Origin of the sequence: Flavobacterium sp. HTF, from assembly GCF_003105115.1 — a bacterium.
Taxonomy (GTDB): Bacteria; Bacteroidota; Bacteroidia; order Flavobacteriales; family Flavobacteriaceae; genus Flavobacterium.
The window spans coordinates 16,257-41,520 of record NZ_QETH01000037.1 but is presented as its reverse complement, the minus strand read 5'-3'; the positions used below and the strand labels follow the sequence as shown (position 1 = coordinate 41,520).

The following is a 25,264-nucleotide window of genomic DNA, read 5'->3' as shown; positions in this document are numbered from 1 at the left end:
ATTTCTTTTTTTATGAAAGTAAAAAATCCGTGCCATCCGCGCTTTCGCGAAAGCGAATCCGTTTTATCTGTGTTACTGTCCAGGATCTATAATTTATAAAAAACAAAAAAACTAAATATATCAATTGTATATCTTTACTCATAATTAACTAAGCAGACCAAAAATGATTGAAAATTTCCCATTTTATTTAGCACTTATTGTTGTCATCTTATTTCTGATTATGCTGGCCAACAAAATAAAAGTGACCTATCCTGTATTATTAGTTTTAGCCGGACTGGGAATCAGTTTTATTCCCGGAGTTCCGATTCTTCATATTGAGCCCGAATTACTTTTTATCATTTTTCTTCCGCCTTTATTGTATGAAGCTTCATGGACGATTTCATGGAAGGAACTCTGGCGATGGAGGCGTATCATTAGTAGTTTTGCCTTTGTGGTTGTATTCCTTACGGCTTTGTCTGTGGCTTTTGCAGCCAACCATTTTATTCCTGGATTTTCACTGGCTTTAGGCTTTTTATTGGGTGGAATTGTTTCTCCTCCGGATGCCGTAAGTGCGGGTGCTATCCTGAAATTTGTAAAAGTTCCGAAAAGGCTTTCTTCTATTTTAGAGGGAGAAAGTCTGCTGAATGACGCTTCTTCACTGATTATTTTTCGTTTTGCCATGATTGCCGTTGCAACAGGTCAGTTTATTTGGTACGAAGCCGCTATGAGCTTTAGCTGGATGTTAATTGGCGGTGTTGGAATTGGTTTACTTATTGGTTTAATTTTCATGAAAGCGCATAAATATTTGCCAACAGATTCTAACATCGATATTGCTTTGACATTTCTCGCTCCTTACTTAATGTATATTGGTGCTGAAGAAGTACACAGTTCCGGTGTTCTTGCTGTTGTGAGTGGGGGTTTATTTTTATCCTATAAAAGACATAGCTTTCTTGATAGCCGCTCACGCATAAGAAGTTTAAATGTCTGGGAAAGTTTCTGTTTTGTTCTAAACGGAATTGTATTTTTATTAATCGGACTGGATTTACCCGAAATTACAGAAGGTTTGGGAGATGTGAGTCTTTCATCAGCAATTGGTTACGGGGTATTGGTTACGGTTGTACTGGTTGTAGCCAGAATTATATCGGCTTATGGTGCGGTAGTGGTAACGCTGATTGCCCGTAATTTTATCAAAGTGGCAGACAGAAGGCATCCGGGGTACAAGGTTCCGTTGTTAATTGGCTGGTCGGGCATGCGCGGAGTAGTTTCGCTTGCGGCTGCCTTGTCTATTCCGTTACATCTTGATAATGGAAATCCATTTCCGCAGCGAAATTTAATTCTCTTTATCACTTTTGTTGTTATTCTGCTGACTTTACTGATTCAGGGAATAACGCTTCCTTTTTTAATTAAGAAAATAAACATGTCTGATCCCGATCAGGTGGCTCCTGAAGAAGAAACAGAACTTCTGATTCGTCAGCAGCTGGCAGAAAAAGCTTTAGAACATTTACATTCCAATTATAGTGAATTGCTTGAAAAACAACCTTCTTTGCAACAGTTGGCCCGCAAATGGGAAGACAACAAAAAAATGGCTAATGATGCGACAATGGCAGAAGAATGTAAAGTAGTTTATTTAGAAATATTGAGCGAACAAAGGATTTGGCTTTTAAATAAAAACAAGGAAGAGGAAACCCTGAATGAAGAAATTATTAGAAAGCAATTGCAATATCTGGATCTGGAAGAGGAGCGATTACGGTATATCTAATGTAAACCGCAACATAAAAAAAAGTGATTAGAATTATATAAAAAAACCAGTAAAGAGTACTTTACTGGTTTTAATGAATCTAAGAATAATTTAACCAAATAATAATTAACGAATTGCAAATCTTAATTTAAGTCCGTAAGAAACTAATCTTACGTTATGGGCGAATGGTGAATCTAATACACTGTTTTGTTGCAGCTGTACCGGGATTTCAGCATTATATTCTATTAAAGGTTTCTTTTCGTTGTCGTAAATATTGTTGAGACCATAATCAAGGTAAAGACCAATGTAAACGGAGTTTTTATCACCCAGTAATTGTTTTACACCGGTTTCAATGGTAGCAGAATACGAAACGTCTGTATCAAGATCCTGCTTACCGCTTCTTACATCATTTGTACTCGCAAATCCGGCAAAAGTAGGAGCAAATAATTCTACATTATATTGCGGATAGTATCCGCTTGTAGTTAGATTTTGTATACTGGAGTCGTAGCTGCCGTTTATGGCAAATCCTACTTTGGCGCCGGCAGCAATATAGAATTTTGTCGTTCCGGGAGTTTCAAACTGAATATGAAGAGGAATGTTGATGTATCCTAATTTTTGCTCTTCTCTTAAATTTGTTGCTCTGTATCTAAATTGAAAATTTTCACCATCTTCATCTACAGTCATGTATCTTCCATACAATGCCTGGATACTTACATCAGAATTATAAGATTGGTATTCTGCTCCGATTCCGATACTTAAACCTTCGTTTAGATAATAAGAATAACGAAGTCCGGCATTGAATCCGTTTCCTTCTACAATTTTACCGGCAGTTTCAGCATCGATGTATGAAAAAGGACCGCCAACGGCAACAGAGAATTCATGCTTTTTATCCTGACCATAACTGTTTAAGCAGCCTAAAAGTATAGTAATCATTGATAATGATGCTATATAGTTTATTGTATATTTTTTCATCTTAAAAATTATTTTATGCCAACGCAATCAAAAGACAGCGTTGGCAGATTTTATTTATTTTACAATTACTTTTAGAGATTTTTTAAAGTCTGCTGTTTCAATTACAACAACATACATATTGCCATCTGTGCTATCCGGTAACTGAACTTCAGTTTTTACTGTTGATGATTTCAGTGTTTTGATTAATTGACCGGAAACAGAGTATAAGCTTATCTGCATATCTTTTAATTGATCTTCAGGGAAATCAGCTTCAACAGTTACTACTTTTCCAGCTTCTGTTGGATTCGGATAAAGTTTCGCCTCAAGAGTGTTTTGTAATGTCACTTTATCTGAACAAGTCTGAAGTACTTTTCCATCTCTGGTAGTTAATTTTACCATATAATCGGCAGCAGGATCCAAAAGGTTATTTGTACTGTTCCCGGCTGAATAATATTGACCTGTACCAATTGACTGACCGTTTTTGAACCATTCGTAGGCAACAAAATCATAACCTCCATTTGTTTGCGGATTGTTGTTTACCAGTAAGACATTATTGAATTTCTGGCGCACTATATCATAGAAACTAAATGGTTTTATAATGGTAATATTGTATTTGTTAACTACCGATCCGTCTTGTGAAGTTACTGTAATCGTCTGATTGTAAATCCCCGGTCTTGGTAACGGAAGCGTAAAATTAGCAGATGGACTGATAGTCGCATTTGTATCATTTAAAGAAGTAATATTGATACTGTTTTCTCCGCACAACATCAAATGAATAATTTGTTTTGGAGGATTGTTATAAACGACACCACCGATAGTAAGTTTTGTAATATCAGCATTGTTGTTCATGATAGTCAGAATCTGCGAAACAGTTGCAGCTGGTAGATAATTGTTATCACCATCCTGGTGTGCAGTTACAATACCTTGTCCGGTTCTTAACATATTTACCTGACCTGCAGCTGAAACTGTAGCCGGAGGAAGGGCAGAAGTGTATGTGAAAGAATAACGAACAGGCAACCCTGAACTTGAAGTAGCATCTAAATCAAAAGTATTATTTGTACCAAGCACTTTTACAGGTATGGCATCAAAAGTAATTTGTTGTGCTGCTTTATCAATAGTAAGGTTTGCTGTCAAAGTAACTGGCGAACAATTTGGCGCCGCTGTTGACGGATTAACAATTGCTGTAATAGTATAACTACCTGCATTTGTTGCACCATTTAAGCTTCCGCTCGCTGGTGTTGTAGTGTAGGAAACATTTGCTCCAACCGGAAGATTAGCAACCTGAATGGTGTGCACGCTTCCATCAAAAGTAAAGTCAGCATCACTGAAAGTTACGGCACTTAATGGTGAAGCAAGAACATTCACAGTTTGATTTTGAGTTGTTGTATTTCCATTTCCATCATTATAACTCCATGTGATAACATAAGTACCCTCAGTTGTATAATTTAATGGTGAAGATGTAGTTCCGTTAATAGTTCCGACACAATTATCAGTTGCAGTAGGAATAGCTATTTCAGCAGATAAAACAGAACAATACCCATTAATAACCGGAAGGTTTGCAACAGTTGGTATCGGAGCATTATTATCCGGAGTAGTTATAATTGTTACTGTTTGCGTTAATGAACATCCGTTTGCATCTGTTACTGTCACACTATATGTTCCGGCAGAAAGTCCTGTTGCTGTATCTGCAGTTCCCCCTGCAGGTGACCACACATAAGTATAGCTTCCTGAACCACCTGTTACGTTAATAGTTGCAGATCCGTCATTACCTCCATTACAGGTAACGTTTGTTTGTGTAATTGTTGCAGTAATTGCCGTAGGCTCATTAATAGTGAAAGTTTCACTTGCTGTACAACCATTTGCATCTGTTACCGTAACTGTATATGTTCCGGCTGAAAGTCCGTTTGCAGTATCTGCAGTTCCTCCAGATGGTGACCATGAGTAAGTGTAAACACCAGTTCCTCCAGTTACAACTGCTGTAGCAGCTGCATCTGATCCTGAATTACAAGATACATTTGTCAGCACATTTACAGAAACAGAAAGTGCATTAGGCTGACTGATAACAAAAGTTTGTGTTGCAGAACATCCGTTTGCATCTGTTACTGTAGCCGTATAAGTTCCGGCAGTTAATCCAGTAGCTGTATCAGTAGTTCCACCAGATGGCGACCACGAATAAGTATAAGCTCCGGTACCACCACTTGCAGTTACTGTTGCAGATCCGTTTGCACCACCATTACAAGTGATATCAGTTTGTGATAATGCAGAAGTAACAAGTGCAGCAGGCTGATTGATGACGAAAGTTTGTGTTGCAGAACAACCATTAGCATCTGTTACTGTTGCTGTGTAAGTTCCCGCAGTTAATCCGGAAGCTGTATCTGAATTTCCGCCTGACGGAGACCATGAATAGGTATATCCACCTGTTCCTCCGGTAGCGCTTACTGTTGCAGATCCATTAGCTCCTCCATTACAACTAACATCTGTAATTGATGTTGCAGATGCTACAATTGCTGTAGGTTCTGTTATTGTAAAACTTTGTGTTGCAGTACAACCATTTGCATCTGTTACTGTTACCGTATAAGTTCCGGCAGCAAGTCCTGTTGCTGTATCAGCAGTTCCGCCAAACGGTGCCCATGAATAAGTATATCCTGTTGTTCCCCCAGTTACAACTACTGTCGCAGTTGCGTTTGTTCCTCCATTACAAGAAACATTTGTCTGACCTCCGTTAGAAGCTACAAGTACATTAGGTTCTGTAATAGTAAGGCTTTGTGTTGCAGAACATCCGTTTGCATCTGTTATGGTTACGGTATAAGTTCCGGCAGAAAGTCCGGTTGCTGTATCAGCAGTTCCGCCAAATGGTGCCCATGAATAGGTATATCCTGGTGTTCCGCCAGTTGCACTTACTGTAGCTGATCCATTTGATCCTGAATTACAAGAAACATTTGTTTGTGAACTTACAGAAGTAATAATTATTGCAGGCTCTGTGATTACTACGCTTTGTGTTGCAGAACAACCGTTGGCATCTGTTACTGTTACGGTATAAGTTCCGGCAGAAAGCCCTGTTGCTGTATCTGCAGTTCCTCCAGATGGTGCCCATGAATAGGTATATCCAGGTGTTCCTCCGGTTGCAACAATTGTAGCAGTTGCGTTTGCTCCTCCATTACAGGAAACATTTGTTTGTGAACTTACTGAAGTAATAATCGCTGTAGGTTCCGTTATTGTAAAACTTTGTGTTGCAAAACAACCGTTTGCATCTGTAACCGTTACGGTATAAGTTCCGGCAGTTAATCCTGAAGCTGTATCGGCTGTTCCCCCTGATGGAGACCATGAGTATGTATATCCGCCTGTTCCCCCAGTTGCTGTAATTGCTGCCGATCCTGTTGCAGCTCCGTTACAGGCTACATTAGTTTGTGCTAAAGGAGAAGCTATAAGTACAGAAGGCTCTGTGATTGTAAAACTTTGTGTTGTAAAACATCCGTTTGCATCTGTAACTGCTACAGTGTAAGTTCCTGCTGTAAGTCCGGTTGCGGTATCAGCAGTTCCGCCTGAAGGCGACCATGAATAAGTGTATCCGGCAGTTCCGCCAGTTACATTGACTGTAGCAGTTCCGTTTGCTCCTCCATTACAGGAAACATTAGTTTGCAATCCCATAGAAGCTACTAATGGAGCAGGTTCTGTGATTGTAAAACTTTGTGTCGTCTGACAAGAATTAGCGTCTGTAACTATAACTGTATAAGTTCCGATAGAAAGCCCGGTTGCAGTAGCAGAATTTCCTCCAAAAGGTGCCCATGAATAAGTATATGCACCTGTTCCTCCGGTAACAGTTACCGTAGCAGTTGCATTAGATCCTCCATTACAAGAAACATCTGTTTGTGAACCAGTGGCAACCAGTGCTGCAGGTTCTGAAATTGTAAAGCTTTGTGTTGCAGAACAACCATTGGCATCTGTTACTGTTACTGTATAAGTTCCTGCAGACAATCCGTTTGCAGATGCTGCAGTTCCACCTGAAGGAGCCCATGAATACGTATATCCCGGTGTTCCGCCAGTTGCACTTACTGTAGCAGTTCCGTTTGCTCCTCCATTACAAGAAACATTAGTTTGTCCTGTAGCTGATGCAATAAGAGCTGTAGGTTCAGTTATTGTAAAGCTTTGTGTTGCAGTACATCCGTTTGCATCAGTAACCGTTACGGTATAAGTTCCTGCTGTAAGACCAGTTGCTGTATCAGCAGTTCCGCCAGAAGGAGCCCATGAATAGGTATATGCACCTGTTCCTCCGGTAGCGCTTACTGTAGCAGATCCCGTTGCAGTCCCATTACAAGCTACATTAGTTTGTGATATAGGTGTAGCTATAAGTGCAGAAGGCTCTGTGATTGTAAAACTTTGTGTAGCAGAACATCCGTTTGCATCTGTAACTGTTACAGTGTAAGTTCCTGCTGTAAGTCCGGTTGCGGTATCAGCAGTTCCTCCCGCTGGCGACCATAAATAGGTATATCCGGCAGTTCCTCCGGTAACACTTACTGTAGCTGTTCCATTAGTACCTGAATTACAAGATACATTTGTCTGACCTCCATTTGAAGCTACTAATGTAGCAGGTTCAGTTATTGTAAAACTTTGTGTTGTCTGGCAAGCATTAGCGTCTGTAACTGTAACGGTATAAGTTCCGGCAGAAAGTCCGCTTGCAGATGCCGAAGTTCCTCCTGAAGGAGACCATGAATAAGTGTATCCTGTTGTTCCTCCGGTTACGCTTACTGTAGCAGTTGCGTTTGTTCCTCCATTACAAGAAACATTTGTCTGACCTCCATTAGAAGCTACTAATGCAGCAGGTTCTGTGATGGTAAAAGCCTGTGTTGCAGTACATCCGTTTGCATCAGTAACAGTTACGGTATAAGTTCCTGCTGTTAATCCGTTTGCAGATGCTAAAGTTCCTCCTGAAGGAGCCCATGAATAGGTATATCCGGGTGTTCCGCCAGTTACACTTACTGTAGCAGTTCCATTTGCTCCATTATTACAGGAAACATTTGTCTGACCTCCATCTGAAGCTACGAGAGCACTCGCAGGTTCAGTTATTGTAAAACTTTGTGTTGTAAAACAACTGTTTGCATCGGTAACAGTTACGGTATAAGTTCCTGCTGCCAATCCGGTTGCAGATGCTGCAGTTCCTCCGGAAGGAGACCAGGAATAAGTATAGGATCCAGCTCCCCCGGTAGCGTTTACTGTGGCAGATCCAGTTGTGGCTCCGTTACAAGCTATATTCGTTTGTGATATAGGAGTAGCTACCAATACAGAAGGTTCTGTGATGGTAAAACTTTGTGTCGTCTGACAAGCATTAGCATCCGTTACGGTTACCGTATATGTACCAGCTGAAAGACCAGATGCAGATGCTGCAGTTCCTCCAGAAGGAGACCATGAATACGTATATCCAGGCGTTCCTCCGGCAACACTTACTGTAGCTGTTCCGTTTGTTCCTGAATTACAAGATACATTTGTTTGCGATCCTATTGATGCAGTGAGTGCTGCAGCTGGTTCAGTGATAGTAAAACTTTGTGTTGCTGTACATGAATTGGCATCGGTCACCGTTACGGTATACGTTCCTGCTGTCAATCCGGTTGCAGATGCTGTAGTTCCTCCGGATGGAGACCATGAATACGTATATCCTGGTGTTCCTCCGGTAACGCTTACTGTCGCAGTTCCGTTTGCTCCATTAAAACAAGATACATTTGTCTGACTTGCAGCAGAAGCAAAAAGTACTGGAGGTTGTGTAATTGTAAAACTTTGTGTAGCAGTACATGAATTAGCATCAGTAACTGTTACAGTATAGGTTCCTGCTGTCAATCCGGTTGCAGATGCTGCAGTTCCTCCGGATGGAGACCATGAGTAGGTGTATGAACCAGTTCCTCCGGTTGCGCTTATTGTAGCTTCTCCGGTTGCGGTTCCGTTACAAGCTATATTAGTTTGTGATACGGGTGAAGCTACAAGTACAGGTGGTTGCGTGATTGTAAAACTTTGTGTTGCCTGACAGGCATTAGCATCGGTCACGGTTACCGTATAAGTTCCTGCAGACAATCCGTTTGCAGTTGCAGCAGTACCTCCGGATGGAGACCATGAATAAGTATATCCAGGTGTTCCTCCTGAAACACTTACTGTAGCTGAACCATTTACGCCTCCATTACACGATATATTAGTCTGAGAACCGACACTTGCAACAAGAGCTGATGCCGGCTGTGATATTGTAAATGTTTTTGTTGCCTGACAAGCATTAGCATCCGTCACAGTTACCGTATAAGTTCCTTGTGCTAAACCTGTAGCACTGGCAGCTGTTCCTCCTGAAGGAGACCATGAATAGGTATAAGGAAAAGTACCTCCGCTAGGGTTAACCGTTGCTGTACCATTAGTACCTGAAAAACAAGAAACATTTGTCTGAGATCCTGAAGTGACATCAAGAGCAGTACCTGGCTGTGTTATAGTAAAAGATCTGGTTGCCTGACAAGAATTGGCATCCGTTACAGTAACAGTATAAGTACCTATTGATAAACCGGATGCAGTAGCATTTGTTCCGCCAGACGGTGACCATGAATAAGTGTATCCCGGTGTTCCACCTGCGGGAGCAACAGTTGCTGTACCATTAGCACCTGAAAAGCAGGAAACATTAGTCTGATTTCCTGTAAGAAGATTAAGAAGAGCTGGTTGGGTTATGGTGAAATTTCGTGTGATTTGCGTTGCTTCACCATCCGTAATTGTTACGGTATAGCTTCCTTGTACCAGATTAACACCAGTAGCACCTGTACCACCAGATGGTGACCATGAATATGTATATGGGGTTTTTCCACCTGTTGCAACAACTGTTGCTGTACCATTTGCACCACCATTACAAGATACATTTGTTTGTGATGTTGATGAAGTACTTAGAGCTGCGCCAGTTGTAAAGGTAAACTCAGCACCATAACCGGTTCCGCCACTATTTGTAGCATAGGCTCTGTAATAAATAAGTGTCGAAGGAGGAAATAATCCTACCGTCCCGCTAAAGTCTGCTGTTCCGGTTCCAAGTGGAAATACATTATTGGAAATGGTTGGAGCTGTTGCTGTTCCCCAAACAATTCCATTAACAATAGTAGCATCTCCACCAGTTGCTGTTATTTTTCCTCCCATAGTAGCTTTTACTGACCCTACATTTGTTGCTACATCTGTGGTAACGGTTGGAGGTGAAGCTGCAGTTACAACCGGAGTAGGATAACTGATAGGTGTTATTGTATAATTTCCTGCAACATTATCCTGATGATCCCAGTTTGCAGGATTGTTAATTGTGGCCAATACCTGTGCAGAAGTTCCAACAAGTGTAACACTTGATTTTAGTTTGCTATTGGCTACTTCAGGCCCTGGAGCAGGAAATAAAGAAATACAATTTACTCCATTAGTTAAACCTAGTGGTAAAGCACTTGAATTACCACCAGTAGTCCCCGGAAGGTTCCAGGTAGTTGTCGCATCATAATCAGCGGAGTTATAATCACCGTTTACACCAGCAATAAAAGTTGGCAATGCAGGAGAAACAGGTTTTACGCCGGTTGAAGACTGATACGCCAAAATTTGGTCACCGCCGGAAAGATTAAATGTGGTATAACCCGGTGCAAGACCAAGATTTGTTGTTCCGTCCAGTGTAAATGTATCGCCGGTTACTGTTTCCATTAGCGAAACTATTGTTCCTGCCGGGGTTAATGACGGTACTGTCCAAATCAAATGAGGCTCAGTACTGCCTAATACCCATGTTGGGTTTACAGCATTTCCGTTCCATCCCTGTTCGGTAAAATAGATTATAGTCCCGGCTGGAATTGCTTTTAAAGTAATAAAAGAAAAACCATCTAACGGACTGGTATTATAACCAATAAAGGCTATATCTCCTGCACTAAGAGTGACTTGGGAATTTGCTTTTTGGTGTACAAAAAAGGTACAAAAAAGCATGATTAATAATAGTAATTTTTTTTTCATAACATGTGTTTTAGTTAATGACATAAGTAAGCATTTTGCCAGCCACCAGATTTGACAGGCTCATTATAAGAAGTAATAGCCTTGATAAAATGTCCATCATTTACTAATGTCTCTATTTTGCTAAAGCTTATATTACTTAAAGAATCTAAATTTAATTTGTATATATAGTGGTTAAATATTGTACGGTTGGTCGCCTGGTCAAACTGAATTGTTCCTCTTGGACCGACAATATTCAATTGGTTTACTTCGTCTATTAATGCATTAATTTGAATTTCATTTTTAATATTCAAAAGGACATTTTTTAATATAAGTCCGTTCTCAAATCCTAATATTGAAAATGAAGACGGATTTTCTGAATAAGCTTTTTTGTATTCAGTATCAAAATCCGAATTTGCACTGTTATTTTGAATCCACGATCCTACGACGTATAAATCATGGGGATTTTGTTTGTATTGCTCAATGATTTTATCATTAATAAAAAAGGGAGTAACAAAAAATGGATATTGATGTGTGATCTTATTTTGATTAATAAAATCAGCATTTTCTTCAGCATATAATCCGCTATAGAACGCAAAAACAGCATCAGGTTCCTGAGCTGTAATAGAATGGTTCATATGTACTGCCTCATCTTCTCTGGGAACAAAAGGAGTAACATAGTGTCCTGAAAAATTTGTGCCTTCTTTAAAAGCATGTTCAATAGCTGATAACATTCCGTAGCCTGAATCATAATAAGAGGTTGAAGAGGCAATTTTCTGATAATTTTTAGACGTCAGATAATTACCCAAATGATAACAGGATTCGGTCAAAGCCAATGAATTAATATAAACCCCTTTATGAGTTGCAGCGCCATAAGGCAGCGTGGCTCCAAGATCAGAGGCTATTAAAAAAATGTCATTCTTTGAGGCATATTCATAAACCTGTACCATATTATTATGTCCAAAAAGGCCAACAATTATAGAAACATCTTCCTGAAAATTTAATTTCTGGATTTTTTCAATAATCATTTTTTCATCAGCACCAATACCAATACTTTCTACAAAGAATTTTACATTGAGGTTGTTAAGTTTAAAACCTCTCATAAATTCTTTATCCATAGTTGGATATTGCTGTGATTTCGGAATTAAGATGCCTATTTTGATTTCGTTATTCATAAAATTGAATTTAGAGACAGAGGTAAAATAAATTACCTCTGTCAGAATAATGAGTTTATTAATTTCTTGAAGGGAAAATACCCTCTACAGCTATACTCATGTAAATACCCAGATACGGGTCTCTTATACTAAAAGGAATACTCCCTCCGGCTATAGCAGTAGTTCCTGTTAAAGTTGTTGTCACTCCGCCAACAAGTGTAGCTGTTCCGCCTGGTTCGCTATACATCGTAGCTGTAGATCCTCCACTTGCAAATGAGTTACCACCATTATCAGATTCATTAGTTATAGTACCACCTGCTAAAGCATTAATTACTGTAGAAAAATTAACCTGTCCTGCGCCGGTTCCGGCTACAAGAGCATGTGCGTGCATTGGTAAATTGTTTTGAGTAAGTGTGACATTTTCTGTTCCGCCAATTTCTCCCTGAGTTATATTTGAAAGTCCTGGACCTGTTCCCGGATGCACTACACTACGTCCTCTTAAATCAGGTAAGCCAAATGTGGTTTGCCCGTTTCCGCCATAAACTGTTCCGAGCAATGAAAATAATGCAGTATTTTGTGCAATTGATATAATCTGGCCATTACAAAACATCCAGCCTCTTGGAGAAAAACCAAATGCAAATGCTTTTATAGTTCCTAAATATTCTTCCATTGTTATTTTATTTTTAGTGATTAGTATTTTTTGAGTTTGTTAATTTCTTGAAGGGAAAATGCCGTAAAGCAATATGCAATGATTCATAGCCAGATACGGACTTCTGATAGAAAAAGGGATATTACCTCCTATAAAAGAAGAGCTTCCCGAAACAGTATTCGTTACGCCTGCGACTTTGCTTATAGTAGTAGAACCTCCGGGTTCGCTGTAAATGTTTGCTGTTGATCCTCCACTTGAAAAGGAATTACCGCCATTATCAGCCTCGTTAGTTATTGTACCTCCTGTAATGACATTAACTTTTACTGCAACATCTGAAGGAATAATACCATGAATATGTTGAGGCATAGTGGTATTATTTAAAGTATTGCTCTCTGTTCCGCCAACTTCTCCCCAGTCAATTACTGGCAAACCAGTGCCCTGACCAACGCCAACCATAGTACGGCCTCTTAAATCCGGTAAAGCAAATGTAGATTGCCCGTTTCCGCCATAGGTTGTACCTATTAATGAAAAAAGAGCGGTATTTTGTGAGATTGAGATGAGTTGCCCATTACAGAGCGCCCAGTCCCTTGGCGCAAAAGAAAAAGCAAAAATTTTAATGGTTCCCATTATTTCATCCATAATAGTTTGTTTTTGGTTAAATTGTTAATTGGATTTTTCAGTCTTTTTTTACAAATAATAAAGTCATTTTGGTAGTTTGACACAGAGTATGCCTTATTTGTAATAAAATACTTTATCAAAAATAGCTAAAGGCCTGATTTTGTAGGAGAGTATTTATACCTGATTTTAACGCTTATTTTGTTAGAATTTTCCTTCTTTACTGTTTTGGATAAATTTTCAGGCGTTTATCAACTTAGAAGAGGCTATACTTTTTTTTAATTCTATCAGTGAAATAAGGAGGTCCCGGGAACAATTGCTTTTTAATTCCAAAATGAAAGGAATAGCATATTTTAACATATTGTTAAAGAATATTTTTTTTAACTATTACAATTTTTAAAAATTAACACTTATTTCTATATTTGTATCCAGTCTAAATAAGAATAAACCATTACAATTCAAATGAAAATAACCTTTAAAGCATTTAAAAACAATACTTTATTAAAACTATTGCTTGCTTTTTTTGCAGTCTTTTTTTGCTCAGAAACAGCTTTTTCTCAATCAAACACAGGAACAATTTCGGGTAAGGCCCTTTTAAAAGACGGAAATTCTGTACAGGGCGCAACAGTAAAAATTACCGATTTAAATAAAAAAGCAACTACTGATTCTGATGGATCATACGAATTAAAAAATATTCCTTTTGGAAGTTACGTAGTAGAAGTAAACAGAAATGGTTACGAATCTTCTCCGGCTTCAGTAACAGTTGATCAGAACAATCCGAATGTCACGCTTGATTTCGAGTTAACCTATACTTCCCAAAAACTCGAAGAAGTAATTGTAAGTTCCGGAGGAAACCGTTTTGCCAGAAAAGAGAGCGAAGAGGTTTCTAAAATGAAACTTAAAAACATGGAAAATCCACAGGTTTATACTATTGTAAGTAAGGAACTTATGAAAGAGCAGGTTATAACAGATTATAACAGTGCTTTTAAAAATGTTCCGGGTGCAGGTATTGCTGAGGTTAGAAATCAGGGAAGAACCACTAATATTTCAAGAGGTTTTGCAACACCGCAATTAGTAAGAAACGGAGTAGGGAGTTTTACTTATAACTCAATTGACCCAGCAAACTTAGAGCGTATTGAGGTAATCAAAGGCCCATCGGCAACTTTGTTTGGAAGTACCATTTCTTCTTTTGGAGGATTGTTTAACAGGGTGACCAAAAAACCTTTTGATTACTTTAAAGGCGAGGTTTCTTATTCTACAGGAGATTGGGATTTAAATCGTTTTACAGCCGATATAAATACGCCAATTAATGAGGACAAAACGGCACTTTTTAGAATTAATACTGCTTTTCACAGTGAAAGAAGTTTTCAGGATGCAGGTTTCAATAAAAGCTTTTTTATTGCACCAAGTTTTTCTTATGAAGTAAACGAAAGGCTGACGTTGCTTATTGATGCTGAATTCAGCACGCTAAAAGCAACTTCGCCTACACGATTAGCGCCTTATACCAAAGCCGATGCGACAGCACACAGCATAGAAGATTTAGGAATTCCATACGATCTTTCTTTTGCCAATAATACTGTAAATTATACAGGTCAGCAGTACAATATATTTGCACAGTTAAAATATAAAATATCAGACGAATGGACCTCTCAGACAATTGTTTCCCGCACAAGATCATCCACAGAAGGAAATGTTGTGGCAATGACTATGCTGAGTAATGAAACTTTGAGACAATCTGTTACAAACCAGGATTATCCTTATTACGGTACAGACATTCAGCAAAACTTTAATGGAGATTTTAAAATAGGAAAATTGCGTAACAGAGTGGTTGCTGGTTTTGATTTTTACAGTCTTCGTGCAACCCGTAATGATGCAACGGTAAACATGCCGGCAATTAACTTTAAAAAGCCCGGCGATGCTTACAACAACTTCAATATTTCTAAAATACAGCCGTTGTTAGCTGCAGCCACGTATAATAATTTTGTATCAAATAACGAAAGAACGTATAGCGCATATGTATCGGATGTACTGAATATTACCGATAAGTTAATTGTAATGGCAGGAGTGAGGGTAGACCGTTACATTAACAAAGGGGTTTATTATCCAAGCAAAGATTCTCTTGTCGGAAATTATAATCAGACTGCATTTTCTCCAAGATTTGGAGCCGTTTATCAGATTGTTAAAGAAAAAGTTTCTGTTTTCGGAAATTACATGAACGGATTTAATAATGTCAGCGGTTCCGATTTTTACGGAAATACGTTCAAACCAAATGAAGCAAATCAGTTAGAAGGGGGAGTTAAATTTGACTTTAATAAAATCAGTGCTACTTTAAGTTATTACGATATTAAAGTGACCAATATAACCCGCGATGACCCGATTAATACAGGTGGTAGTTTCCAGATTCAGGACGGAACACAGCTTAGCAGGGGATTTGAAGCAGAACTTATTGCAAACCCTATTCGTGGACTAAACATTGTAGCAGGTTATACTTATAATGATAGTGAATATACCAAAGCAAATGCAACTATTCAGGGTTTACGTCCTACAACGGCCGGTTCCCCACGAACAGCAAACCTGTGGGCAAGTTACAGATTGGTTGAAGGATCACTTTCAGGACTTGGAGTAGGTTTTGGAGGAATTTACGGCAGCGAATACTATCAGACCAATACAACAGCTTTTAAATTCAGTATTCCTTCTTATACCGTTTTGGATGCCTCTCTGTTTTATGACAGACCAAAATTCAGGTTAGGATTAAAAGTTGATAACCTTACCAATGAAAAATACTGGTCATACCGTTTAGCGGCGCAAAATCCGACCAGGGTTACAGGTAATATTACATTGAAATTCTAAAAATTCAGGTTAGTCATTTCACACGATATTATCTACATTTGGAATTTATTTTACATTATGACCAAAGGATTTAAAAAAGCAATAAGACAAATACATTTGTGGCTCGGTTTAGCATCGGGCCTCATTGTTTTTATAGTAAGCATAACTGGATTTCTGTATGTTTTTGAAGAAGAAATCCGCGATTTTACACAAAAGGAATACCTTCATGTACCTGTTCAGCAAAAAGACTTTGTTGGTCTTAAACCTATAATCGAAAATTACCAGAAGCTTGAACCCAAACAGAAGATTACTGCAGTCAAAATAAATAAAGAAGAACCCAATGCTACGGTTCAGATTTCGAATAAAAAGAAAAAAACGTTTTACTTTAATCCGTATGACGGAAGCCTGGTTAACCAAAAAGGAGCAGACTGGCTCAATACCGTTTTAGAAATACACCGTACATTATTATTGGGTGAAGTTGGCGAATTTATCCAGGGCTGGTCGGTTGTTATTTTCCTTATTATACTGATAACAGGACTGATATTGTGGTTTCCGAATCAGATGAGGTTAGTCAGACAATCGCTAAAAATAAAATGGAGCGGTTCTTTTAAAAGAGTCAATTATGACCTGCATCAGGTTTTAGGATTTTATGCTTCCATATTTTTACTTCTGATCGCTTTTTCAGGAACGTATTTTGCATTTGAAGGCTCTAAAAAAGCAGTCGGTTTTGTAACAGGTTCAAAACTGAGAAAAGGAGACGAAGTTGTAGTAAATACGGCAAAAATTGACTCGACTACAATTCCCGAACGATATAATGCTATTTATGAAACGGCAAACTCAAAATATCCGGGAGCAACTTCCATATCATTTTCTGTTCGCAAAACCGGAGAACTTCGGTTGAGAATGATTTACCCAAATAAATGGGCAACGGCAAGAAATCAGAATACAATTTTCTTTGATGGAAAAACGGGACAATTATTACGAACAAAACTTTATAAGGATAATAATGCGGCAGACGTTTATGAAGCCAGCAACCATGATTTGCATACCGGAACTTTCTTTGGTCTGGGAGGTAAAATAATCTGGAGTATTGTCAGTTTGATTGGAGCATCGCTGCCCATAACCGGATTTATGATTTGGTGGAATAAAGGGAAGAAAAAGTCGAAGAAAGCCAAAGCGTAGCGTTTGGTTTTCTTAAAATAAAAATTTGTATTTTAGTTGAATGACAAACCTAATTTTTGAATTAATTACAAACCAAAACAAAATTTTATTATGATTTCAAAAAACACAGACATTGGATTACTGGTTCTACGTATTAGCATTGGAGGTTTAATGCTTTTTCACGGAGTTGCAAAAATACTGCACGGAATTTCGTTTTTAACCGAAAATATGGGTGCAATCGGATATGCCGTTTATATTGGTGAAGTTTTGGCTCCATTGGCTATTTTGCTGGGCTGGCGTACTAAGATAGCTTCGTTGGTTTTTGCGGTTAACTGTATTGTGGCAATTGCCGTTGCACATGCTCAGGATCTTTTTTCTATTAGTGATCACGGAGGTTATGCCAACGAATTACTGATGCTGTATATCTTAGGAGCAATTGCATTGTTCTTTACAGGTGCAGGAAAATATGCTGTTTCTACAACCAATAAATGGGACTAGCTGATTTAAAGTTTATGTTAAATATCATCATTTTAAAAATGCTTTTTAAAATTTTATAGGTAACTTTAATCTCAGGAGAACCATTTTATTAATATTAAAAAGACATTTATGAAAAATTATATAATCGCTATTCTTTCAATTTCAACATTATTATTTAATTCCTGTATGGCATCAAAAGATTCAAAAGGAGACGCCGGTATTTATGGCACTACCTGGGAACTGGAATATATTTCGGGTCCAAGAATTGCTTTTGAAGGATTATATCCGAACAAAAAGCCACAGCTTACTTTTGATGAAAAAGAGAAAAACGCATATGGTAACAATGGCTGCAACGGATACAGCGCACCATTTACGCTAAGCGGAAAATCGCTGACTTTTGGAGAGCCGGGTCCGTCAACAATGATGTTTTGTGAAGGAGGAGGAGAACAGCAATTTTTACAGCAAATCAAAAAAACAACAAGTTACTCTATTGATAAAGATGGAAAACTGAATCTGATTATGGTAGATGTTCCGATGATGCGATTCAAAAAAGTAGCTAAATAATATTTGATTTAAAAAATCAGAAAAGGGGGATTGATGATTCAGTCCCCTTTTTTTTTGTGCCTTATGCTGTTGAAGTTTTGTAATAATCAGTTCGTAATCATATAAAATACAGAAGCTTACTATGAATTAATTTTAATAGAGTCAAAAAGTACCGACTTTTTGAAAATTAATAATTCATCTAAAAAGCGACATCATGAGATCAATCTGGACAGGTTCAATCAGTTTTGGATTAATAAATATTCCGATAAAAATATTTTCTGCAGTAGAAGAAAGCAGCCTTGATATGGATATGCTGGATAAATCAGATCATTCTAATATAAAATTCAAAAGAGTGAATGAAACTACCGGTAAGGAAGTTACATTTTCAGACATTGTAAAAGGATATAAAATCGACGATAAATACGTAGTTCTCGAAGACGAAGATTTTGCAGCGGCAGATGCTTATAAAAGTAAAACCATTGACATACAAAGTTTTGCTTTCGAAAAAGAAATTGACAGTATCTACTATGAACAGCCCTATTATCTGGAACCGGACAAAGGAGCGATGAAAGCCTATGCTTTGCTCAGGGATGCTCTTAAGGAATCCGGAAAAGTGGGCGTTACGAGTTTTGTAATGCGAAACAAAGAAGGCCTGGCGATTTTAAAACCGTATAAAAACCTTATCCTTTTAAACCGAATTCGTTTTGAACAGGAAATCAGGGATACATCAGAAATAAAACTTCCTGAAGCTTCCAAAAAAGGAAAAGAAATGGATATGGCAGAAAAGCTAATAGAACAGCTTACCGAAAAATTCGACATCAGTGGCTTCAAGGACGAATATACAGACAAGCTTCTGAAAATTATCAAAAACAAGGCAAAAGGCAAAAAAAGCGCAGCACCTAAATTAAAAGTCGTACACAAACAAAGTGACGATTTAATGGAGATGCTGAAGGCCAGTCTGGAAAAAAAGAAAAAATCTTCTTAATTCTCCCTGTTTCGGTTTTCAAGTTTGTGAAGAATCTTTTTGATATTCACTCCTTTGCCAATTACAGGCTGCCATAAATCACCGGTTTTTTCAAAACGTTTCAACACATTTTTAATGGTAAATTGTGAAGGATGTAACTTATCGTTTACTTCATCCCATTGCAATGGAGTTGAAACAGTAGCACCCGGTTTTGGGCGAACAGAATATGGAGCTGCCAGTGTTTGTCCGCGTCTGTTTTGCAGAAAATCGATATAAATTTTGTGGTTTCTTTTTTTGATTGTACGCTCAAGCGAAGTCGTTTCAGGAAGTCTTTTGTGTACTTCCTGCGCGATCATTTCTGCCAGTATTTTGATCGTATCATAATCATATTGCGCACCCAACGGAATATACACATGAAGTCCCGACGCTCCCGAAGTTTTGCAGTAACTCTCGGTTTCGAGCTCATTCATTACTTCCCTTACGGTAAGTGCCACTTTTACGACTTCTTTAAAATCATCCTTTTCGGGATCAATATCGATGACAAGCCAGTCCGGATTTTCAATATGTTTCAGAGTCGAGTTCCACGGATTAATATCAATGCATCCCAGATTTGCCATATAAAGTAACGTTTGTTTGTCATTACAAATCAGATAATCCAGATATTCATCATTGGATTCTGAAAATACTTTCTTGGTTTTTAGCCAGGCCGGAATCTTATCGACATCAACATCTTTCTGATAAAAACTCGGGCCATTAATTCCGTTCGGAAAACGGTTCATCGATTGCGGACGGTCTTTTAAATAAGGCAGTATTAATTCTGATACTTCATTATAATATTGAACAATTTCACCTTTTGTAATTTGATCATCAGGGAAATATATTTTGTTTTGATTGGTCAGGTGCAAAGTGGTTTTGCCAATTTTAAGGTCAAAATCATTTTCAGTTTCTTTGCTTTTGGTTGTAGTTTCCATAGTTTCTTTTTTTGATTGTTGAGGAGTAACCGTATTGGATGGTACAAAAACTTCACTCGCTTTCTTATCTATTCTAAGACCGAGATAAACAGGATGTCTGAGATGTTTATCCTGTGTCCATTCGGAGAATTTTACCTGGCAGATTAATTTTGGTTTTACCCATTGAATTTTATCTCTGAGATTTACTTTTTCTGCCAAAGGTGATTTCGGAACAAAATAAGGTTTCAGTTTTGAGTATAAGTCCTTTAAAGTTTCGTCGTTGAATCCGGTACCGCATTTACCGACAAACTGAAGTCTTTTTCCATAATATTGTCCGAGCAATATGGCACCAAAATATTTTCGGGAATTTTTAGGTTCCGTTATTCCAATAATAATCGCTTCTTCTATATTGCTCACCTTAATTTTGAGCCAGTCATTAGTTCGTTTATCCGGCAGATATGTACTGCTGGCTTTCTTGGCTATAATACCTTCCGTCTTATTTTTAAGTGCAAGTTCAAATTGTTCTTTTCCTTTTTTAGTAATATGTTCAGAATAGAAAGTATTGGAAAAAGCATATTTATTAAAAAGGATTTTGAGTAATTCTTTGCGTTCCAGCAGCGATAACTCTGTTACAGGATTTCCGTCGAGACTGAGTAAATCAAAAACATAGTATTTTAAATTTCCTTTTTTCGTTTTAATATAATTCTGCAGTAATTGAAAATCAGCTTTTCCTTCCTCATCTTCCACAATGATTTCGCCATCTAAAACAACGTCATGATCAATTTTTTTCAAATCTTCTGCAATCGTTTCGAAATAAGAATTAAACGGGAGTTCATTTCTGCTAAATAATTTAACTTCATCAGAATTTATAACAGCAATTGCCCTGTATCCGTCATACTTATTTTCAAAAACCCATGCTTCATCATCAAACGGTTTTTCGGTTGTTTTGGCAAGCATCGGTTTTATGAAAGCTACAGTCCCTGGTTTTGCTGGTTTTTTTTTAGCCGAAGCCGAATTCAATGCTGTTTCTTCAATATCCGAAACTGTTTTTTTTGATTTTTCTTTGGCTGACAGAGCCATTTTTTCAGCATTCTTTTCTAATTCCTCAAGGCTTCTTTTGGACAGCACCGATTTGTCTTTTTTTAATATATCAGCATCGCTGGCGTACTTGTCTTTTTTCTTTATCAAAAGCCAGGCATTTTCCTGTTTTCCTTTTAATTGTACAAGAGAAAATTCCCCTTTCAGTTTTTCTCCTTTAAGAATAAAACTCAGGCGTCCTTTTTTAATGCCTTCCAATAAAGTTTTTTCCGCAGATTTGGTTTCTTCATCAGGCTTATAAGTTCCGTTGTCCCAAACAATAACATTTCCGGAACCATAATTTCCCTCGGGAATACTGCCTTCAAAATCTTTATAACTGTATGGGTGATCTTCAACCATCATGGCCAGGCGTTTATCATCCGGATTCATAGAAGGCCCTTTGGGAACAGCCCAGCTTTTGAGAACACCATTCACTTCAAGCCTGAAGTCATAATGTAAATGTGATGCTGCATGTTTTTGTACCACAAATATCAGTTCATTTGCCGACTTCCCAAGTTTCCCTTTTGGTTCCTGAGTTTGCTTAAAATCCCGTTTCTGATTGTATTTAGATAATGACATATGTATTTGTTAATAGTAAAATAGTTATTGAAAGATAATAGGTCGCTGCGGCAACCAGTCCAAATACAACATGTGCAAAAAACAGCTGTATGTAATACCCTTTAAAATCAATTGCAGGTTTGTATCGGGCAATTTTAAACATGATAACCCAGCCCAGAATACCAATGATACCGCAGACGGCACCCAGTAGAAATGCATTCAGAACGGATAATTCCAAAATATTATAAATCCAGAGTAAATGGTAGCCTACAACGAATAAAAGACCAATTATATAATGTATCAGCCAGGCAATTGTTTTCTTTGTTTGCGCAGACAATTCCAGCTTCATTTGAGTCAGCAAAAAAGTAAGTAAAACCGGTTCTTTATACAATTCCCTAAAAGCAGCCGATATCGCATAGCTGAACAACGTCATGGCAGATGTCGCGGCAATTGAAACTATTAAAACTTGCAAAATAGTATAGAAATCCATAAATCAGTTTTTTAGAATTGCAGAGGAAATAATTTAAAATCATTGATTATAAAGTTAAAGGCATCAACAGATTTTTATTTATACAATTAATATCTGTAATTATATAATTATGAGCACTATGCATTTTGCTGTTTTTGGTTTTTAAAGTTTTGCAGGTTTTTTCCGAATTACAATATTATAAACATTGAGAGTGAATTATATAAAATGTTGACTGTACTGGATTATACATTTGTGAAGAATTTTTACTGAAAGTAATTTTTTTTAACATAAATTATGAAAAAATTTATACATCAAAACAGTCTCTCCATTGTTTTTTTGCTTCTTTTTATCGGTGCATTTGCAGGCCAGGTTATTTTTGGTATTGAAGAATACAACAAGGAAATGGCAGAAAATGGTGGTCAGATAGTTACACTTAGTGAATATTTTACTACCGGTCACTTTTTGGAATCGACGTTTGAAAATTGGGAAAGTGAATTTTTGCAGATGGGATTGTTTGTCTGGTTTACTATTTTTCTTAGGCAAAAAGGATCTTCCGAATCAAAAGGTTTTGATGGCGAAGAAGAGGTAGACAGAGAACCGTCTCCAGGCAGAAAAGATGCTCCCTGGCCTGTAAAAAAAGGAGGCTTCTGGTTACAATTATACAAAAATTCACTTACCATAAGTCTGCTGCTTTTGTTTATAGCTTCATTTTTTATCCATTTTTATGGAAGTATAAAAGATGAGAATACTCAAAATATTCTTAAAGGCGAGCAGGCTGTTTCTGTTTTGGAATATATGGGGCAATCCCGGTTCTGGTTTGAATCGTTTCAAAACTGGCAAAGCGAATTCCTTTCTGTTTTTGCCATAATTGTATTGTCTGTTTTCCTGCGCCAGAAAGGTTCATCACAATCAAAACCCGTTGATGCGCCAAATGCTGAAACAGGAGGATAAAAAAGTCAAGAAAATCTCAAAAAACGCCAATTATAAATAATAAACAAGAGGAAATTAACTAATAAAATGTAGTACATTTGATATGCTGACGTGATATTATAATTGTTTTTACAGTATTTCGAAATGATTATCATATTGTATATTTTTTTAAATTAGAATGTTTATTAAGAAATCTTAAAGATGTCCTGAATTAAAAAGTACTTATTATCAAGCTTTTGCTTTCCTTAGATTTTATATTAAAACTTTAGATTAAATGTATGATTTATAAAAATATACTACAGATCGATGATGATTCTGATGACTGTGAATTGTTCATGGAAGCATTAGAAGAAATTTCTTCAGCCAGCTATATGGCGATATATGACCCGGTAGAAGCACTTAGAAAGCTGATGAAATATGAAATTGAACCCGATGTTATATTTCTGGACCTGAATATGCCTATCATGTCCGGCATTGAGTTTTTGACAGAAATAAAAAAACAGGAAAAATTAAAAGAAATCCCCATTATCATATTTTCTACTTCGCAGCTGGAACACATCATCAACGAAGCCAAAGATTATGGTGCCCAGGATTTTATTTCAAAACCCAATAACTTTAATGATTTAAAGGATATTTTGAGTAAATATACTTTGGCAGCTGTGTAAAGTACGGTGTAATTATACTGTAACGGATAGGTTACAGGTATACAAATTTGCCTGTCGTTTAACCTGAAAATTAATAAGCAGAAATTTTATTTTTTTTACTATTTTTATTACACACTTAAGGACTTATGATTGTGATATGCTTTTAATTTTACCTAAATGAAATTATCGACCCAAATTCTTGTTGCATTTACGCTGGTAATTTTATTGTCCGTAGCAGATTCGTATACCAATTACAGGCTATCCAAAAAAGTATATCTCAATTCTCAGTTTCTTGCCGGATCCGAAGAAATTATTCGTAATTCCAATAAAACACACAAAACAATCATCGAAATGCAAAGTGCCTTCAGGGGTTACCTGCTTACAGATGATGAGGCATTTCTGGATTCTTATTTTACAGGCCTTAAAAAAGTTCCCGATTTAATAAAAGACCAGGAGCTGCGTATTGGAAATAACAATACACAGCGTTCGATTTTAGATTCTATAAGTTTACTGCACAACAGCTGGCAGCGTTATTCTGAGCAAATTATAAAGTCCCGTACAGAAAGACCGGATGCGTACAAAAATCTCTTTGAAAGCTCACTTAAAAAATATGTTGGAAAAAAAATAAACGATGATATTGCCAAAAAATTTACACGATTTGACAGAATAGAATACAAAACAAGGAAACATCACACAGATATGTTACTGGAATCATTACGAAATGCACGTGCATTTTCGCTGATTTTCCTTATTCTGACCATAACTGTGGGTGTACTGAGCACTATCTTCATCATGTATGTAACGAACAAAAGGATCACATCGATGGTACGCCTTGCCGAAAATATCTCAAAAGGAAATTTTACAATTGTAAAAGATACCAGAAACGATGAACTGACAGCACTGGCAACTTCGCTAAATACCATGTCCGGTAAGCTGGATAAAAATATCCATGAACTAAAAAACAGAAATGCCGAGCTAAATAAATTTGCTTATGTGGTTTCTCATGACCTCAAAGCCCCCATTCGCGGTATTCATAATGTAGTAAGCTGGATAGAAGAAGATCTTGAAGACGAATTATCACCGGAACTAAAAAGATATCTCAAAATTATTCCGAAGAAAACAAAACGCATGGAAGCGCTGATCAATGGTTTACTTGATTTTGCAAGATTAAACGTGACAGTACCTCCCGAATATATTGACACCAATGCAATGGTGCAGGAAATTGCAGATTCTATTGTTCCCAGAAACTTTAAACTGGAAATAGGAATGCTCCCCAGTTTAGTTACGGAAAGAATCAAATTAGAACAGGTATTTACAAACCTGATCAGCAATGCTGTGAAATACACGCAACATGATAACGGAGTGATTCAGATAAGCTGTCAGACCTTTATGCATTTTCATGAATTCTCGGTAAAGGATAACGGAATCGGAATCGCCCGGGAGTATCATCAGAAAATATTTGAAATATTTCAGACACTACGTGAGCAAAATGAAGAAGAAAGCACCGGAGTGGGACTGGCAATTGTAAAGAAAATAATTGATGACCAGCAGGAATATATTACCCTTAAATCAGAATTAGGAAAAGGTACCGAATTTATTTTTACCTGGCGAAATAATTAAGTT

16 protein-coding genes are annotated in these 25,264 nt (G+C 37.4%); 9 read left to right on the top strand and 7 right to left on the bottom strand.

Annotated features, from left to right (window positions below; translation table 11 throughout):
* Window positions 1-163: 163 nt before the first annotated feature.
* Window positions 164-1,738: a Na+/H+ antiporter gene (locus tag DCO46_RS12685; RefSeq protein WP_116752895.1), complete on the top strand. Its 1,575-nt coding sequence runs from the start codon at window positions 164-166 to the stop codon at window positions 1,736-1,738.
* A gap of 105 nt (window positions 1,739-1,843) precedes the next feature.
* Here DCO46_RS12685 and DCO46_RS12680 read toward each other — a convergent pair whose 3' ends face one another.
* From DCO46_RS12680 to DCO46_RS12660, 5 genes are read right to left on the bottom strand one after another with little or no spacing between them, the layout of a single operon-like run.
* Window positions 1,844-2,689 (bottom strand): outer membrane beta-barrel protein, encoded by an 846-nt coding sequence (locus DCO46_RS12680; RefSeq protein WP_116752894.1) that lies wholly within the window; start codon window positions 2,687-2,689, stop codon window positions 1,844-1,846.
* A 54-nt stretch (window positions 2,690-2,743) separates the two neighbouring features.
* Entirely contained in the window at window positions 2,744-10,645 is a 7,902-nt protein-coding gene (locus DCO46_RS12675; RefSeq protein WP_165828934.1) for a T9SS type A sorting domain-containing protein, read from the bottom strand.
* 14 nt (window positions 10,646-10,659) lie between these two features.
* Entirely contained in the window at window positions 10,660-11,796 is a 1,137-nt protein-coding gene (locus DCO46_RS12670) for an ABC transporter substrate-binding protein (RefSeq protein WP_116752893.1), read from the bottom strand.
* A gap of 58 nt (window positions 11,797-11,854) precedes the next feature.
* Window positions 11,855-12,445 (bottom strand): phage tail protein, encoded by a 591-nt coding sequence (locus tag DCO46_RS12665; RefSeq protein WP_116752892.1) that lies wholly within the window; start codon window positions 12,443-12,445, stop codon window positions 11,855-11,857.
* 39 nt (window positions 12,446-12,484) lie between these two features.
* A complete protein-coding gene (locus DCO46_RS12660) occupies window positions 12,485-13,063 on the bottom strand; it encodes a phage tail protein (protein WP_116752891.1) in 579 nt (192 codons plus the stop codon).
* Window positions 13,064-13,501: 438 nt separating this feature from the next.
* Between DCO46_RS12660 and DCO46_RS12655 the strand changes: the two genes are divergently transcribed.
* From DCO46_RS12655 to DCO46_RS12635, 5 genes are all read left to right on the top strand, one after another.
* Entirely contained in the window at window positions 13,502-15,889 is a 2,388-nt protein-coding gene (locus DCO46_RS12655; RefSeq protein ID WP_116752890.1) for a TonB-dependent receptor, read from the top strand.
* Between the two features lie 57 nt (window positions 15,890-15,946).
* Window positions 15,947-17,050, top strand: a complete 1,104-nt coding sequence (locus DCO46_RS12650; protein WP_243416307.1) for a PepSY-associated TM helix domain-containing protein — start codon at window positions 15,947-15,949, stop codon at window positions 17,048-17,050.
* A 90-nt stretch (window positions 17,051-17,140) separates the two neighbouring features.
* Window positions 17,141-17,527, top strand: a complete 387-nt coding sequence (locus DCO46_RS12645) for a DoxX family protein (protein WP_207784968.1) — start codon at window positions 17,141-17,143, stop codon at window positions 17,525-17,527.
* Window positions 17,528-17,635: 108 nt separating this feature from the next.
* Window positions 17,636-18,070: an META domain-containing protein gene (locus DCO46_RS12640; protein ID WP_116752889.1), complete on the top strand. Its 435-nt coding sequence runs from the start codon at window positions 17,636-17,638 to the stop codon at window positions 18,068-18,070.
* Between the two features lie 193 nt (window positions 18,071-18,263).
* Window positions 18,264-19,034: a Ku protein gene (locus DCO46_RS12635; RefSeq protein WP_116752888.1), complete on the top strand. Its 771-nt coding sequence runs from the start codon at window positions 18,264-18,266 to the stop codon at window positions 19,032-19,034.
* On the opposite strand, the gene ligD is transcribed toward DCO46_RS12635, so the two are convergent.
* Window positions 19,031-21,619 (bottom strand): DNA ligase D, encoded by a 2,589-nt coding sequence (ligD, locus tag DCO46_RS12630; protein WP_116752887.1) that lies wholly within the window; start codon window positions 21,617-21,619, stop codon window positions 19,031-19,033. The two genes, DCO46_RS12635 and ligD, sit on opposite strands and share 4 nt — an antisense overlap.
* Window positions 21,606-22,088: a hypothetical protein gene (locus DCO46_RS12625; protein ID WP_116752886.1), complete on the bottom strand. Its 483-nt coding sequence runs from the start codon at window positions 22,086-22,088 to the stop codon at window positions 21,606-21,608. Before DCO46_RS12625 ends, ligD begins: the two co-directional genes overlap by 14 nt.
* A 273-nt stretch (window positions 22,089-22,361) precedes the next feature.
* Between DCO46_RS12625 and DCO46_RS12620 the strand changes: the two genes are divergently transcribed.
* The 3 genes from DCO46_RS12620 (at window position 22,362) to DCO46_RS12610 (ending at window position 25,261) form a co-directional block, all read left to right on the top strand.
* Complete coding sequence (locus tag DCO46_RS12620) at window positions 22,362-23,018, top strand: DUF6766 family protein (RefSeq protein WP_116752885.1); 657 nt, start codon at window positions 22,362-22,364, stop codon at window positions 23,016-23,018.
* 257 nt (window positions 23,019-23,275) lie between these two features.
* On the top strand, window positions 23,276-23,662 hold the full coding sequence (locus DCO46_RS12615; RefSeq protein ID WP_116752884.1) for a response regulator: 387 nt from the start codon (window positions 23,276-23,278) through the stop codon (window positions 23,660-23,662).
* A gap of 156 nt (window positions 23,663-23,818) precedes the next feature.
* Window positions 23,819-25,261, top strand: coding sequence for an ATP-binding protein (locus DCO46_RS12610; protein WP_116752883.1), 1,443 nt, complete (start codon window positions 23,819-23,821; stop codon window positions 25,259-25,261).
* Window positions 25,262-25,264 lie beyond the last annotated feature (3 nt).

Bases quoted from the DNA above. Each gene is read 5' to 3' on its own strand.
- DCO46_RS12685 (WP_116752895.1), top strand. From the start codon at position 164: ATGATTGAAAATTTCCCATTTTATTTAGCACTTATTGTTGTCATCTTA.
- DCO46_RS12680 (WP_116752894.1), bottom strand. From the start codon at position 2,689: ATGAAAAAATATACAATAAACTATATAGCATCATTATCAATGATTACT.
- DCO46_RS12675 (WP_165828934.1), bottom strand. From the start codon at position 10,645: ATGAAAAAAAAATTACTATTATTAATCATGCTTTTTTGTACCTTTTTT.
- DCO46_RS12670 (WP_116752893.1), bottom strand. From the start codon at position 11,796: ATGAATAACGAAATCAAAATAGGCATCTTAATTCCGAAATCACAGCAA.
- DCO46_RS12665 (WP_116752892.1), bottom strand. From the start codon at position 12,445: ATGGAAGAATATTTAGGAACTATAAAAGCATTTGCATTTGGTTTTTCT.
- DCO46_RS12660 (WP_116752891.1), bottom strand. From the start codon at position 13,063: ATGGATGAAATAATGGGAACCATTAAAATTTTTGCTTTTTCTTTTGCG.
- DCO46_RS12655 (WP_116752890.1), top strand. From the start codon at position 13,502: ATGAAAATAACCTTTAAAGCATTTAAAAACAATACTTTATTAAAACTA.
- DCO46_RS12650 (WP_243416307.1), top strand. From the start codon at position 15,947: ATGACCAAAGGATTTAAAAAAGCAATAAGACAAATACATTTGTGGCTC.
- DCO46_RS12645 (WP_207784968.1), top strand. From the start codon at position 17,141: ATGATTTCAAAAAACACAGACATTGGATTACTGGTTCTACGTATTAGC.
- DCO46_RS12640 (WP_116752889.1), top strand. From the start codon at position 17,636: ATGAAAAATTATATAATCGCTATTCTTTCAATTTCAACATTATTATTT.
- DCO46_RS12635 (WP_116752888.1), top strand. From the start codon at position 18,264: ATGAGATCAATCTGGACAGGTTCAATCAGTTTTGGATTAATAAATATT.
- ligD (WP_116752887.1), bottom strand. From the start codon at position 21,619: ATGTCATTATCTAAATACAATCAGAAACGGGATTTTAAGCAAACTCAG.
- DCO46_RS12625 (WP_116752886.1), bottom strand. From the start codon at position 22,088: ATGGATTTCTATACTATTTTGCAAGTTTTAATAGTTTCAATTGCCGCG.
- DCO46_RS12620 (WP_116752885.1), top strand. From the start codon at position 22,362: ATGAAAAAATTTATACATCAAAACAGTCTCTCCATTGTTTTTTTGCTT.
- DCO46_RS12615 (WP_116752884.1), top strand. From the start codon at position 23,276: ATGATTTATAAAAATATACTACAGATCGATGATGATTCTGATGACTGT.
- DCO46_RS12610 (WP_116752883.1), top strand. From the start codon at position 23,819: ATGAAATTATCGACCCAAATTCTTGTTGCATTTACGCTGGTAATTTTA.